Annotated in this window: 13 protein-coding genes and 2 pseudogenes; 5 read left to right on the top strand and 10 right to left on the bottom strand. The window is 62.0% G+C overall.

All coding sequences use genetic code 11. The annotated features are described in order from the left end of the window. Nucleotides 1–43 precede the first annotated feature (43 nt). Nucleotides 44–754, bottom strand: a complete 711-nt coding sequence (locus KW849_RS07150) for a glutathione S-transferase family protein (protein ID WP_218428771.1) — start codon at nucleotides 752–754, stop codon at nucleotides 44–46. 363 nt (nucleotides 755–1,117) lie between these two features. On the opposite strand from KW849_RS07150, the gene KW849_RS07145 reads away from it, so the two are divergent. Further along, nucleotides 1,118–1,789, top strand: a complete 672-nt coding sequence (locus tag KW849_RS07145; RefSeq protein WP_218428770.1) for a histidine phosphatase family protein — start codon at nucleotides 1,118–1,120, stop codon at nucleotides 1,787–1,789. A gap of 136 nt (nucleotides 1,790–1,925) precedes the next feature. Here the strand turns inward: KW849_RS07145 and mnmH are convergent, their stop codons facing one another. From mnmH to KW849_RS07120, 5 genes are all read right to left on the bottom strand, one after another. Next, on the bottom strand, nucleotides 1,926–3,029 hold the full coding sequence (gene mnmH / locus KW849_RS07140; protein WP_218428769.1) for a tRNA 2-selenouridine(34) synthase MnmH: 1,104 nt from the start codon (nucleotides 3,027–3,029) through the stop codon (nucleotides 1,926–1,928). Next, nucleotides 3,029–4,063 (bottom strand): selenide, water dikinase SelD, encoded by a 1,035-nt coding sequence (gene selD / locus KW849_RS07135; RefSeq protein WP_218428768.1) that lies wholly within the window; start codon nucleotides 4,061–4,063, stop codon nucleotides 3,029–3,031. The genes mnmH and selD overlap by 1 nt, the downstream gene beginning before the upstream one ends. A gap of 82 nt (nucleotides 4,064–4,145) precedes the next feature. Further along, entirely contained in the window at nucleotides 4,146–5,102 is a 957-nt protein-coding gene (locus KW849_RS07130) for a zinc-binding alcohol dehydrogenase family protein (RefSeq protein WP_218428767.1), read from the bottom strand. A gap of 28 nt (nucleotides 5,103–5,130) precedes the next feature. Next, nucleotides 5,131–5,304, bottom strand: coding sequence for a DUF1427 family protein (locus KW849_RS07125; RefSeq protein ID WP_108219199.1), 174 nt, complete (start codon nucleotides 5,302–5,304; stop codon nucleotides 5,131–5,133). Between the two features lie 106 nt (nucleotides 5,305–5,410). Then, nucleotides 5,411–6,190, bottom strand: a complete 780-nt coding sequence (locus KW849_RS07120) for a helix-turn-helix domain-containing protein (RefSeq protein ID WP_218428766.1) — start codon at nucleotides 6,188–6,190, stop codon at nucleotides 5,411–5,413. A 146-nt stretch (nucleotides 6,191–6,336) separates the two neighbouring features. Between KW849_RS07120 and KW849_RS07115 the strand changes: the two genes are divergently transcribed. Continuing rightward, entirely contained in the window at nucleotides 6,337–6,564 is a 228-nt protein-coding gene (locus tag KW849_RS07115; protein ID WP_218428765.1) for a DUF6555 family protein, read from the top strand. Between the two features lie 35 nt (nucleotides 6,565–6,599). Further along, nucleotides 6,600–6,878, top strand: a complete 279-nt coding sequence (locus KW849_RS07110) for a hypothetical protein (RefSeq protein WP_218428764.1) — start codon at nucleotides 6,600–6,602, stop codon at nucleotides 6,876–6,878. Between the two features lie 27 nt (nucleotides 6,879–6,905). On the opposite strand, the gene KW849_RS07105 is transcribed toward KW849_RS07110, so the two are convergent. The 4 genes and pseudogenes from KW849_RS07105 to KW849_RS07095 all read right to left on the bottom strand — a co-directional run bounded on the left by KW849_RS07105 (nucleotide 6,906) and on the right by KW849_RS07095 (nucleotide 10,478). Beyond that, on the bottom strand, nucleotides 6,906–7,067 hold the full coding sequence (locus tag KW849_RS07105; protein WP_007982401.1) for a metallothionein: 162 nt from the start codon (nucleotides 7,065–7,067) through the stop codon (nucleotides 6,906–6,908). 219 nt (nucleotides 7,068–7,286) lie between these two features. Further along, nucleotides 7,287–8,042 (bottom strand): methyl-accepting chemotaxis protein, encoded by a 756-nt coding sequence (locus tag KW849_RS31800; RefSeq protein ID WP_371319126.1) that lies wholly within the window; start codon nucleotides 8,040–8,042, stop codon nucleotides 7,287–7,289. A 102-nt stretch (nucleotides 8,043–8,144) separates the two neighbouring features. Beyond that, nucleotides 8,145–8,963 (bottom strand): annotated as a pseudogene (locus tag KW849_RS31795) (cache domain-containing protein); the annotation flags it as partial. Nucleotides 8,964–9,161: 198 nt separating this feature from the next. Continuing rightward, nucleotides 9,162–10,478, bottom strand: a complete 1,317-nt coding sequence (locus KW849_RS07095) for a Na+/H+ antiporter family protein (RefSeq protein WP_218428762.1) — start codon at nucleotides 10,476–10,478, stop codon at nucleotides 9,162–9,164. A gap of 182 nt (nucleotides 10,479–10,660) precedes the next feature. On the opposite strand from KW849_RS07095, the pseudogene KW849_RS31790 reads away from it, so the two are divergent. Together KW849_RS31790 and KW849_RS31785 are read left to right on the top strand one after the other, a co-directional pair. After that, nucleotides 10,661–12,097, top strand: a pseudogene (locus tag KW849_RS31790) (HAMP domain-containing protein); the annotation flags it as partial. A 102-nt stretch (nucleotides 12,098–12,199) separates the two neighbouring features. Further along, nucleotides 12,200–12,955, top strand: coding sequence for a methyl-accepting chemotaxis protein (locus tag KW849_RS31785; RefSeq protein WP_371319125.1), 756 nt, complete (start codon nucleotides 12,200–12,202; stop codon nucleotides 12,953–12,955). The last annotated feature ends 68 nt before the right edge of the window (nucleotides 12,956–13,023 follow it).

Raw genomic sequence — 13,023 nt, 5'->3', positions numbered from 1 at the left:
CCACCGCCTTCGCCGGCAAGCCGGCTCCTACAGGGGATGGTGTTCAACCCGAAACCGGGCTCGGAATCTGCAGCCCGCGCATCACCGCCGGCCGTGCCAGGAACCGCTCCAGCACCCGCGTGACGTTAGGGAAGTTCTGAATGCCCACCAGATCGCCGGCTTCATAGAAGCCGATCAGGTTACGCACCCACGGGAAGGTGGCGATGTCGGCGATGGTGTAGCGCTCGCCCATGATCCAGTCGCGCCCTTCAAGCCGGCCGTCGAGCACCTTGAGCAGGCGTCTGCTCTCCTCGACGTAGCGGTCACGGGGACGCTTGTCTTCGTAGTCCTTGCCAGCAAATTTGTTGAAAAACCCGAGTTGGCCGAACATCGGACCGATCCCGCCCATCTGGAACATCAGCCACTGGATCGTTTCGTAGCGCGCAGCCGATTCCTGGGCCAGCAGTTGCCCGCTCTTGTCGGCCAGGTAGATCAGGATCGCCCCCGACTCGAACAGCGCCAGCGGCCGGTCGTCCGGGCCGTGGGGGTCGAGGATCGCCGGGATCTTGTTGTTGGGGTTCAACGACAGGAATTCCGGGGACATCTGGTCATTGGTGTCGAAGCCTACCCGGTGCGGTTCATAAGGCAGGCCGATCTCTTCGAGCATGATCGAGACCTTGACGCCGTTGGGGGTCGGCAAGGAGTACAGCTGAATCCACTCCGGGTATTGGGCAGGCCATTTGCGGGTGATGGGGAATGCGGACAAATCGGTCATGGGCGGGATCCACGAAGACATTGAGAGTGACGATCATAATGTAGATATCCACTCAGCGATCCCTTGAAGCCATCAATCTCGCTGATAGAGGAGATCAAAAGAGATCACGACCGGTTTCAACACCATCCGGTGTACCTTAGCCACAAATTCGAAACATCCTGTCGATATCCTTCGCTGCAACCCGTTGAAGGTTACCGGTACATTGCTGCGCTTTTGGCCGGAATCGAACCAAACGGGTTCAGGGGACTCAGAGCACCACTCCTTTGAAAACGGACCGGTTTCAACGACATGGAAAGCACCAGGCAAATCGTGGTGTAAAGGTTTGTCAGCCTTAACCGAATAGTGCTGAAGATCCCTTTATTCATGAACCTGTTCAATTTTGCCCAACGCTTTAAGCATCGCGCTTACCTTTTGTTGCCCGCCTTGTTGGTGGTCAGCGCGTTGTTCCTGTCGCTGGAGTCGGGCCCTAGCCGCGCCCAACCGATGGATGGCACCCAGACGCTGGTCTTCCTGCGCCACGGGGAAAAACCCGCCGGCGGCCTGGGCCAGCTCAATTGCCAGGGCCTGAACCGCGCCATCGACCTGGCCACGCTGCTGCCGGAAAAGTTCGGCAAGGCCAACTATGTGTTCGCGGCCAACCCGACCCGTAACGTCGAGGAAGGCGAGTTCGACAATTCCTACAGTTACATCCGCCCCCTGATGACCATCAGCCCCGCCGCCATCAAGCTGGGCCTGCCGGTGAACATCAATTATTCCGCCAATGACACCGATGACCTGGCCGAAGAACTGCTCCAGGGCAAGTATCACAACTCGGTCATCTACACCGCCTGGTCCCACGGCTACCTGCCGGAGCTGATCAACACGGTGGCAGGCGAAGTCACCGGCAAGGATGCAAAGATCATCGACGACTGGGAGTCCAATGATTACGACTCGCTGTATGTGCTGACCCTGACCTGGCACGACGGCAAGGCCAGTTTGCAGAGCCATGTGTACAAGCAAGGGCTGGATAATGGCTCAGAGACTTGTCCGACCTGATTTCTGCCATGCCTGATCAGGCCTCTTCGCGAGCAAGCTCGCTCCTACAGTAATCTTCGGTGAACACAGTTTTTGTGTACGGCGCAGATCCAATGTAGGAGCGGGCTTGCTCGCGAAGGGGCCGGCACAAGCTACATCACTCCCGCTTGCAGACCCGCTCGCGCAAATACTCGAGAACCGCCCCCCGCTCCCCGGCAAACTCGATCCGTGCGTCTTTCTTCTCGCGCTGGAACGCATACATTGGATCGTAATACTCGCGCAGCAACCCTTCGATCCAGCCCCGGTGCAGATCCACCGCGCCACTGCGGGCCTGCTCCGCCAATGCTTCTTCCATCAATGCCAGCAGGCGCCGATGACGTTCGCCGCCCAGGCGTTTCTGTACATTGTTCAGGCTCGCCAGCAACCGCTCGGAAAACAGCGCAAAGCCCTCCTCACCATGCACGCCGATGAATTCGGCGCACAGATCCACCACGTAGTCGCGCAGGATCCGCTCGACCCGACCTTCAAGGCTGTCTTCCAGCCAGACCATCGCAAACTGCTGCATGCCCTGGTACAGCGGCAACGGCAGCGCACAACTGCCCACCGCACGGCTTTCGTCTTCCAGTACGAACTGCTCGATGCCCCGGGCGCGTTTTTTCAGCACGTCGATGGCCAGGCGGTTTTCGAAGTCGATATTCGAGGGTTGGCCCGTGGCGCGCTTGCCGAAACTGGAGCCGCGATGGTTGGCATGACCTTCAAGGTCTATGCCGTTGTTCAGTTGCGTGAGCACCTCGGTCTTGCCGGTGCCGGTCATCCCGCCCAACAGGACGAAATCGCACTGGGCCACGGCTTGATCGAGGGTGTCCAGCAGGAAGGTGCGCATGGCCTTGTAGCCGCCGCCCACCCGTGGGTAGTCGATGCCGGCCTCGTCCTTGAGCCATTGCTGGACAATTTGCGAGCGCAGGCCGCCGCGAAAGCAATACAGCAAGCCATCCGGATGCGCCCGGGCAAAATCGGCCCAGGCCTGGATGCGTTCGGCCTTGACCTCGCCCGACACCAGTTGATGCCCCAGCACAATGGCCGCTTGCTGACCGTGCTGCTTGTAGCAGGTGCCGACCCGCTGGCGTTCATGGTCATTCATCAACGGCAGGTTGATCACGCCGGGAAACGCGCCCTTGTTGAATTCGACCGGCGCGCGGGCGTCCATCATGGGCCGGTCGTTGAGGAAGATGTCGCGGTAATCGGTGTAATCGACAGACATCAAAACACCTCGACCGCGTTGCTCTGTCGCTCGACCAGTTCACCGATCGGTTCCAGGCTCAGCCCCAGCTCAGCGGCCACAGAAAGGAATTGCTCTTTGCCTTGCGGCGTCACGGCAATCAGCAGACCGCCGCTGGTCTGCGGGTCGCAGAGCACGCGTTTGTGCAGTTCCTGGAGGCGTCCGAGCTTGCTGGCGTAGCTGTCGAAATTGCGCAAAGTCCCGCCCGGTACGCAGCCCTGCTCCAGGTAATATTCGACCCCCGGCAGGCGCGGTACGCGCTCATATTCAATGCGCGCCGTGAGCTGGCTGCCGTCGGCCATTTCCACCAGGTGCCCGAGCAGGCCGAAACCGGTGACGTCGGTCATCGCGGTCACGCCGTCGAGCTTGCCGAAACGGCTGCCGGGTTTGTTCAGGGTGCACATCCAGTCCCGGGCCAGGCCGATGTCGGCGCTGCGCAATTTGCCCTTTTTCTCGGCGGTGGTGAGGATGCCGATGCCCAGGGGCTTGGTGAGGTAGAGCAGGCAACCGGCGGTGGCGGTGTCGTTGCGCTTCATGTGGCGCTTTTCCACCAGACCGGTGACGGCCAGGCCAAAGATCGGTTCTGGCGCGTCGATGGAGTGCCCGCCTGCCAGCGGGATGCCCGCCGCGTCACACACCGCACGGCCGCCGCGTATCACTTCCCGGGCAATTTCCGGGGCCAGTACGTTCACCGGCCAGCCCAGAATCGCAATCGCCATCAACGGATCGCCGCCCATGGCGTAGATGTCGCTGATGGCATTGGTGGCGGCAATTCGGCCGAAATCGAAGGGATCGTCGACGATCGGCATGAAAAAGTCGGTGGTCGAGACCACGCCGCGTTCTTCGTCGATGGCATACACCGCCGCGTCGTCGCGCGAGGCGTTGCCGACCCAGAGTTTCGGGTCGAGGTTCTGCGCCCCGCTACCGGCCAGGATCACTTCCAGCACCTGGGGGGAAATCTTGCAACCGCAACCGGCGCCGTGGCTGTATTGGGTCAGGCGAATCGGCTCGCTCATGGGGGTACCTCATTGGGTCAATGGGGCCGATTCTAACAGAGCGAGGCCTGCGCAAGGCATTGTGCAGCCACGGACCTTGTGGTTATGGCAACAGAATCACCTTGTCACCGCTGCCTTGATTCACTTCGGCATAGCGCTCCAGGCCTTCAGCCAGTGGCGACTCGAACAGACCCTGCGGCAACGGCAACAGATCCTGATCGAAAAACTTGCCAAACTGCTCGAGCATCGCCGCGCACGCCTGTACCCCGTACAGCAACGAGTTGATCCCCACCACTGAGCCACCCTTGCGATACAACGCCAAGGCCGGCAACTGCACGTGACCGTCCACGGGCGCTGCGATGATCGCGATGCGGCCGAATGCGGCCAGGGCGGGTACCGAGGCCGGCAGCCAGAAACCGGTGGTGTCGAAAATCACGTCGGCACCGCCGGCATACACGGCGTTGACCTGAGCCCCGAGGTCTTCGGGTTTTTCCAGTTGCAGGGTCTGATAGCCCTGATCCTGCAAGTCCTTGACCTGTTCCGGACGTCGCGCGGCCGCCAGCACCCGGGCACCACGCACCTTGGCCAGGGCCAGCGCCGCACTGCCGACCGCCCCGCCACCGATGACCAGCAATCGGGTTTCGGCCGTCACCAGGCTACGCTCCAACGCATCCCACGCCGTGGTGTACGGGACGCCGAGGCTGGCGGCCTGGGCGAAGCTCAGGTGCGTGGGTTTGAGCGCCACGCCATTGGCCGGCAGCTTGACGAACTGCGCGTGGGATCCGTCGGCGAAAAAACCCAGTTCCCGCCCGGTGCCCCAGACTTCCCGGCCGATCAGCGCCTGCGGGCCGGCCACGACCACCCCGGCAAAATCCCGACCGGGAATCCGTGGCAAGGTGGTGTAGGGAAAACGTCCCAGCACGTTCTTCACATCGCTGGGGTTCAGACCAGCGGCCTTAATCTCCACCAGCACTTCATCGGCGCCGGGCACGGGGGTCGGCACCTCAACGTAGCGCAGGGCCGAGAGATCACCGGTTTTGTCGAATTGCAGAGCTTTCATGGGCGTGTCCATTGAATAAAGGAAGGGTTCAGGAGACCCAGCCAGCCACCAGTTCTCGGCCCATCGGCCAGAGCTTTTCGCCGGCGAGCATGCCAAGCAGGCCTACCAGCGCGATGGCCGGGGGGGCGGGGGAACGAAAATCCAGGGCGCCGTAGAGCAGACCGACGCCCAGACCGATGGCCAGTGACATGAGGAGGTTCATGACAGACTCCAGGGGCAATTGAGGTATGCGCTGAGTCTAGAGGGCGACACCTTTGAGCATCGGCCAAGTGCTTCTGAATTTCGGCCAAAGCACGGCGCCTGTGAACTCAGTCCTGGCGTTGCGCCGCAGGAAACTGCGAGGGGGCGACACCCAGCTCACGACGAAACATGTCACTGAAGCTGCTCGGCGAATAGCCCAGCTCCCGGGCAATCGCACTGACCGGTACGCCCTGGATCAACTCGGCCACCGCCGTCGCCAGTTGCACCTGTCGCCGCCACTCGGCGAAGCCCATGCCCAGACCGTCCTTGAACAGCCGCGCCAGGGTCCGCACGCTGGCACCGGCGTTATCCGCATGCTGTTCGAAAGGAATATCCAGTGACGGCGCAGCCATGACCGCCTGACACAAATTCATCAATCGCCGGTCGGAATCGTCCGGCAGCGGGATTTTCAGCAGCGAACGCCTGGCGCGCTTGAGTTCCAGCAGCGCCAGCCCCACCAGCGCGTCGTAATACTCGGGCGGCCCGTCGTTGCCCTGTTCCACCAGAGCGACGATCAGCTCGCGCAGCAAACCGCCGACCTCAATGACTTGCACGCTGTCATCCAGGGTCACCGCCAGGGACGGGCGTAAGTAGATATTGCGCATTTGCAGGTCGGACACCACGCGAATCCCGTGGGGCACGCCGGGCGGCAACCACACCGCCCGCTGCGGTGGCACCACCAGCGCCTCGTGCGGCGTCTCGACCCACATCACCCCGCTCATCGCATACAGCAACTGGCCCCAGACGTGCTCGTGAGGCTCGATGTACAACCCGCGCGGATAGGTGCGAGCCAGCGGTTGCACGGGCACATCGGTGTCACTCAGGTCAGGTGGTGCGGCGAGGGCCATGGTCTATGTTCATTGGGGGGCGGGAAGGCCCCATGGTAACGAGGCGCCGAACTTGTCGCCAGCAACCGCCGCCGTCCGACAAACCGAGTGAATTTTCCAGATGGCGCGCGATCCTTTTATGTACAACAGGGAGGAACCGGAGCTTTATGAACAGTGCAAAATTATTCGTCGTCGAGTACACCCTCCATGGCGCTCCAAAATCATTCATTATCCGCCTGGAAAAAATGGATAACGCAGAAGCCTGGCATTGGGCGAGCTGTGACGCGGGAGTGGGACGAATCCCCCGTTTCGGACGCGAGAAAGTGCAAAAGACCAGCAAGCCGATGGCGGAAAAATTCGGCGTGGAAAACGTCAAGTGGCGGCCGGCGAACTGATCACTGGCAACCATCAGGATCGGGGGAGAAGGAAAATGACCGCGACACCTGTCAGCAGCCCTGCGCGGCTGGACTACGGTCTGGACACGCTATCGGGGCGCATCAGCAAAAGCGCCGAGTGCCTGATCGGACTGGAGCAGGTCGAAAATGACCCATTTTGCTTCGCCATACGGGTGCTGGCACCACTGCCGGAAGATCTGGAGCAAGCGAAGACCTTGGTGGTGCGGGTCGAAGGCCGGCGCCTGCAAGGCACCGTCCGCCACAGCGAACGCCTGGAAGATGACAGCCTCAGGCTGGAAGTGGAGCCGGACTAGGCCCCACTTTTGCGTGTGCCGTGGTTATCAGTGGGCACACTTGCAGCCTTGGGAAGCGCACTCTTCGCCATGCTCGTGATGCTTGGCACAGGCTTCGCAGCAGTAGTGCTTGCCGTGGCGGGCAATCGGATGTTCACCGAGTTTGCAGGAACATTTCGGGCAATCGCAGATACTTTCGCGGTCAATCATGGGGCTGACTCCTCTTGTGTGGTCGCCAGTGCTCAGATGCACACAGTAAGTGTAGGAGCTGCCGCAGGCTGCGATCTTTTGTGGCGAGGGGGCTTGCCCCCGTTTGAGTGCGCAGCGCTCACAGATTTTTGGGGCCGCTGCGCAGCCCGGCGCGAGCAAGCTCGCTCGCCACAAAAGCTGTTCCGTCGAACACACCCCTAGCCACAAAAAGTTGTTCCATCAGATCCGGAACTGCCCCACCAGACCGCCCAGGCGCTGACCGAGGTCGGCCAGGCTGCGCGAAGTCTGCGCGCCGAGCTGGGTTTCGTCGGCGACGCTGTCCACGGCCACGGCAATCTGATGCACGCTGCGATTGATCTCTTCGGCCACGGCGGTCTGTTCTTCGGCGGCACTGGCGATCTGCGCGTTCATCGAATTGATGGTCGCGATCAGTTGGGCCATGGTGTCCAGCGAAGCCCCCGCCTCGTTGGCCTGGGCCGAGGTGCCGTCGCCGGCCTCGCTGGAGCGTCGCATCGCCTCTACCGCCGAGCGGGTGCCAGCCTGCAAGCGGTCGATCATGCCCTGGATTTCCTGGGTGCTGATTTGCGTGCGACTGGCCAGCGCCCGCACTTCATCGGCCACCACCGCAAAGCCGCGCCCGGCCTCACCGGCACGGGCGGCTTCGATGGCCGCGTTGAGCGCCAGCAGGTTGGTCTGCTCGGCAATCGAACGAATCACCCCGAGCACGCTGACGATCGACGACACGTCTTTTTGCAGGCTGTCGAGGGACACGCCGCTGCTGCGGATGTCGTCCACCAGCGCATGAATTTTCTCGATGCTGCCGGCCACCACACGCTTGGCAGCCTGGCCTTCTTCGTCGGTCTGCTGGGCAGCCACCGCGGCGTTCTGCGCGCTCTTGGCCACTTCCTGGGCCGCCGCCGACATTTCGTTGATGGCCGTGGCCACCTGATCGGTTTCGTGACGCTGACGCTCCATGGCCTGGTCCGAGCGATTTGCCTGGTCGGACACCTGATTCACCAGTCCGGTCAGTTGCGAGGTCATTTCGGTGATCTGCCGCACCAGGCCGTGGATCTTGTCGACGAAACGGTTGAAGGAGCCGGCCAGTTCACCGAGTTCGTCCTGGCTGGTGATGGTCAGGCGGCGGGTCAGATCGCCCTCGCCTGCCGCGATGTCGTCAAGGTTGGCTTTCATCAGATGCAGCGGACGCAGAATGGTGTTGGCCAGCAACATCCCGGCAGCGGCGATCACCAGCAGCACCACGAGCGCCACGCCGACGATGCTCAGTACCATGCCTTGCATGCGCTCCTGGACCTTGGCTTCGACCACCGCCACCTGCGCTTCGATGCCGTCGAGATTGACCGAGGTACCGACCGCCATGTCCCACTTCGGCAGGTATTCGGTGTAACCGAGCTTGGGCACCAGCACCTGGGTGTTGCCGGGCAAGGGCGAGCTGTATTGCAGGTAGTGCGTACCGTCCCTGGCGACTTTCACCAGGTCGCGGTTGACGTAGACACCGTTCGGGTCGCGGTTGTCCTTGAAGCTCTGGCCCACGCCTTCGGGGCTGTTGGCCTTGAACAGGCGCACGGTGTTGGAATCATAGCCGAAGAAGTAGCCGTCCTTGCCATAGGTGATGCTCGACAGCAGCTTGATCACCTGGGCCCGCGCCGCCCCATCGCCGGGGGCGGCCGCGTCGTAGAGCGGTTTGATCGTGGTCATGGCCACGGCCACGTAGCTTTGCAAGGTCGCCTTGGCATCGCTGAGCAGGCGCTCGCGGGTCTGCTCGACTTCCTTGCGCGCCTGATCCTGCAGAATGAACAGTGTGGTCAGGCTGATGACCAGCGCAAACAGCAACACAGGGAGGACGGCAAGGGACAGGACTTTAGCCTTGAGGCTCATGCGCATGACGTTCACTCTTTTGATTTTGTTGGCGTGGTTAAAAGCTTTAACGGCACGCCGCGGCAAAAGTTGAACGCGGTCATCAGGAGCACTGAAGATCCCTTGTAGGAGCGAGCCTGCTCGCGATGGTGTGTCAGCTACCTTGGTGTCGGCTGACACACCATCGCGAGCAAGCTCGCTCCTACAGGGGTATCGGGGTTACAGCACCATCGCCGCAATCCAGCCGAACGCCAGCAGCGGCAGGTTGTAGTGCAGGAAGGTCGGGACCACGGTGTCCCAGATGTGATGGTGCTGGCCGTCGATGTTCAGGCCGGAGGTCGGGCCGAGGGTCGAGTCCGAAGCCGGTGAACCGGCGTCGCCCAAGGCACCGGCGGTGCCGACGATGCACACGATGGCAATCGGGCTGAAGCCCAGTTGCACGCACAACGGCACGAAGATCGCCGCCAGAATCGGCACGGTGGAGAACGACGAGCCGATGCCCATGGTCACCAGCAACCCCACCAGCAGCATCAGCAAGGCGCCGATGCCCTTGCTGTGATCGATGTACGCCGCCGACGACTCGACCAGCGTCTGCACCTCACCGGTGGCCTTCATCACTTCGGCAAAGCCTGAGGCTGCGATCATGATGAAGCCGATCATCGCCATCATTTTCATGCCTTCGGTGAACAGGTCATCGGTGTCGCGCCATTTGACGATGCCCGACACCGAGAAAATCAGGAAACCGGCCAATGCACCGATAATCATCGAATCCAGCAACAACTGAATGATGAATGCCACCGCGATGGCCACGCCGGCCACCATCAGGCTCAGCGGGTTGTATTGCACCGCCACTTGCTCGACCTGTTCGATCTTTTCCAGGTCGTAGACACGCTTCTTGCGGTAGCTGACAAACGCGATCAGCAGGCCTGCCACCATGCCCAGGGCTGGAATGCCCATGGCGTGGGTCACATTGATGCCGCTAATGTCCACACCGCTGCGGGCGACGTTGGCCAGCAGGATCTCATTGAGGAAGATGTTGCCGAAGCCCACCGGCAGGAACATGTAGGGTGTGATCAAACCGAAGGTCATGACACAGGCGATCAGGCGACGGTCCAGTTGCAGCCTGGTCAGCACATATAGAAGCGGCGGCACCAGCAACGGAATGAACGCGATATGGATCGGCAGGATGTTCTGCGAGGCAATGGCCACGACCCAGAGCAGGCCGATCAGCAGCCATTTGACCTGGCCACCGCCGTTGGCGTGCTGGCGATCGACCATCGCCAGGGCCTTGTCGGCCAGCGCATGGGCCATGCCGGACTTGGCAATGGCCACCGCGAAAGCCCCGAGCAAGGCGTAGGACAACGCCACCGTCGCCCCGCCACCGAGGCCACTGTTGAAAGCCTTGAGCGTCGCTTCGATCCCCAGGCCACCGGTCAAGCCACCGACCAGCGCACCGACGATCAGGGCAATCACCACATGCACGCGGGACAGGCTGAGTACCAGCATGATGCCGACCGCGGCAATTACTGCATTCATTGTCATACCTCTGGACAAGCGAAAAGAGTCCGGCCGGCAGTCTGCGAGAGCCGCCAGCGGATAAAAGGAATGGGTCTTATTAGAGGGCGCGCACTTTGCCGCAGAGTGAGCGCAGTGTCAAAGCCAACACGCCCTCTGTAGGAGCTGGCTTGTCGGGTCGCCGCATCGCAGCGAAGGCGGCCATGAAACTTGCATCGATCTTTCAGGCGTCTTCGCTGGCAAGCCGGCTCCTACAGGGGGATTCGATTTTCAAGGGGAGGCATAAAGAAAGCCGGATCGCGGCCGCTACAGGGCAAAGTCTCAGATATTTATCGAACAAGGACATCTCCATGCCGCTCAGACAACTTTCCATTCAATGGAAAATCACCCTGCTGGCCGGGTTGTGCCTGGCGGGCATCGTGACCCTGCTGGTGGGTCTTTCGCTGTACCGCATGGAGCACAGCTCCGGGCTGGTGAAAGCCTCGAGCATGGAGATGCTGACCGAAGCCGCCCAGGCGCGGATCGAGTCCCAGGGCGAAAACCAGGCGCTGGGGATTCGCCAGCAGTTCATGGACGCCTATCAGTACGGCCACGGTTTCTCGCGACAGGTGCTGTTCCTGCGCGACCAGGCCGAGAAGCGCTTTCTCGATGCCTTCGACCTGCGCGAAGACCTGACCCGCCAGGTCAAGTCGGCCCTGCAAGCCAACCCGGAACTGCTCGGCCTGTCCCTGGTGTTCGAACCCAACGGATTGGACGGCAAGGACGAACTGTTCGCAGGGCAAGCGGAACTTGGCAGCAACGACAAGGGTCGTTTTGCCCTCTACTGGTCGCAGCCGACGCCGGGCAAAGTGACGTCGATGGCACTGCCGGAAAAGGACATGGCCGATACCAGCGCCGGCCCCAGCGGCGAAGCGGCCAATGCCTGGTTCACTTGCCCGCGCACCACGCTCAAGCCCTGTGTGATCGAACCCTACTTCTATGAGATCGACGGTCAGAACGTGCTGATGACCAGCATCGTTTTCCCGCTGATGGTCAACGGCAAGGTCATCGCCTCGCTGTCGGTCGACATCAACCTCAACAGCCTGCAAGCGGTCAGTCTGGGGGCGAGCAAGAAACTCTACGACGGCCAGACCAGTGTCAGCATCATCAGCCCGGCCGGCCTGCTCGCCGGCTACAGCCCGGACGCCAGCAAACTCAGCCAGCGCCTGGATGCCGTGGACAAGGCCAGCGGCGCCGAACTGCTGCGCATGCTCGCCGCCAGCAGCAAAACCGGCAGCCTGCACAGCCAGCAGCAACTGAAAGTGCTCGCACCGTTCCAGCCGATTCCCGGCGGTAAATCCTGGGGCGTGTTGCTCGACGTGCCGGAGAAAGTCCTGGTCGGCCCCGCCGAAGCCCTGAAACAGCAACTCGATGACAGCAATACCACCGGTACGCTGGTCGAGCTCGGTTTGGGAGCACTCGCCGCGCTGCTGGGCCTGGTGCTGGTGTGGCTGATGGCCCGCAGCGTCACCCGACCGATCCTCGGCGTGGCACACATGCTCGAAGACATCGCCAGCGGCGAAGGTGACCTGACCCGCCGACTGGCTTACGACAAGAAGGATGAGCTGGGCCAACTGGCCGGCTGGTTCAATCGTTTCCTCGACAAGCTGCAACCGATCATTGCCGAAGTGAAACGTTCGGTGCAGGACGCCCGCAGCACCGCTGACCAGTCGTCCGCCATCGCCACCCAGACCAGCGCCGGCATGGAGCAGCAATACCGTCAGGTGGATCAGGTGGCGACCGCCTCCCACGAGATGAGTGCCACCGCCCAGGACGTCGCCCGCAGCGCCGCGCAAGCGGCCCATGCTGCGCGGGATGCCGATCAGGCGACCCGCCAGGGCCTGACCGTGATTGACCGCACCACCGCCAGCATCGACAACCTGGCCGCCGACATGAGCGCGGCCATGATCCAGGTCGAAGGCCTGGCCGCCAACAGCGAGAAGATCGGTACGGTACTGGAAGTGATCCGTGCGATTGCCGAGCAAACCAACCTGCTGGCCCTCAACGCCGCGATCGAAGCGGCCCGTGCCGGTGAAGCCGGACGCGGTTTTGCCGTGGTGGCCGATGAAGTGCGCAACCTGGCGCGGCGAACCCAGGAGTCTGTCGAAGAAACCCGTCTGGTGATCGAACAACTGCAAAACGGCACCCAGCAGGTGGTGGGTTCGATGAACAACAGCCATCGTCAGGCCCAGGGCAGTGTCGAGCAGGTTGGCCAGGCCGTGACGGCGCTGCGCCAGATCGGCGACGCGGTGACCGTGATCAACGACATGAACATGCAGATCGCCAGTGCCGCCGAAGAGCAAAGCGCGGTGGCCGAGGAGATCAACAACAACGTGGCGACCATCCGCGACGTGACCGAGTCGCTGTCGGGCCAGGCCAATGAATCGGCGCGTGTCAGCCAGTCGCTCAACAGCCTGGCGAACCAGCAGCAGAGCCTGATGGATCAGTTCCGCGTCTGAACCCCGCAAGTCCCCTGTAGGAGCGAGCTTTTGTGGCGAGGGGGCTTGCCCCCGTTGGGTCGCGAAGC

Origin of the sequence: Pseudomonas sp. PDM26, assembly GCF_019219185.1 — a bacterium.
Taxonomy (GTDB): Bacteria; Pseudomonadota; Gammaproteobacteria; order Pseudomonadales; family Pseudomonadaceae; genus Aquipseudomonas.
Note: the sequence above shows the minus strand (reverse complement) of the source record. Positions and strands in the feature narration are given on the sequence as shown.

What these genes read in the sequence shown, in the direction of transcription:
- selD (WP_218428768.1), bottom strand. Translation starts at nt 4,063, where the DNA reads ATGAGCGAGCCGATTCGCCTGACCCAATACAGCCACGGCGCCGGTTGC.
- KW849_RS31785 (WP_371319125.1), top strand. Translation starts at nt 12,200, where the DNA reads ATGGAGCAGCAATACCGTCAGGTGGATCAGGTGGCGACCGCCTCCCAC.
- KW849_RS07130 (WP_218428767.1), bottom strand. Translation starts at nt 5,102, where the DNA reads ATGAAAGCTCTGCAATTCGACAAAACCGGTGATCTCTCGGCCCTGCGC.
- KW849_RS07150 (WP_218428771.1), bottom strand. Translation starts at nt 754, where the DNA reads ATGACCGATTTGTCCGCATTCCCCATCACCCGCAAATGGCCTGCCCAA.
- KW849_RS07110 (WP_218428764.1), top strand. Translation starts at nt 6,600, where the DNA reads ATGACCGCGACACCTGTCAGCAGCCCTGCGCGGCTGGACTACGGTCTG.
- KW849_RS31800 (WP_371319126.1), bottom strand. Translation starts at nt 8,042, where the DNA reads ATGGAGCGTCAGCGTCACGAAACCGATCAGGTGGCCACGGCCATCAAC.
- mnmH (WP_218428769.1), bottom strand. Translation starts at nt 3,029, where the DNA reads ATGTCTGTCGATTACACCGATTACCGCGACATCTTCCTCAACGACCGG.
- KW849_RS07125 (WP_108219199.1), bottom strand. Translation starts at nt 5,304, where the DNA reads ATGAACCTCCTCATGTCACTGGCCATCGGTCTGGGCGTCGGTCTGCTC.
- KW849_RS07145 (WP_218428770.1), top strand. Translation starts at nt 1,118, where the DNA reads ATGAACCTGTTCAATTTTGCCCAACGCTTTAAGCATCGCGCTTACCTT.
- KW849_RS07120 (WP_218428766.1), bottom strand. Translation starts at nt 6,190, where the DNA reads ATGGCCCTCGCCGCACCACCTGACCTGAGTGACACCGATGTGCCCGTG.
- KW849_RS07115 (WP_218428765.1), top strand. Translation starts at nt 6,337, where the DNA reads ATGAACAGTGCAAAATTATTCGTCGTCGAGTACACCCTCCATGGCGCT.
- KW849_RS07105 (WP_007982401.1), bottom strand. Translation starts at nt 7,067, where the DNA reads ATGATTGACCGCGAAAGTATCTGCGATTGCCCGAAATGTTCCTGCAAA.
- KW849_RS07095 (WP_218428762.1), bottom strand. Translation starts at nt 10,478, where the DNA reads ATGAATGCAGTAATTGCCGCGGTCGGCATCATGCTGGTACTCAGCCTG.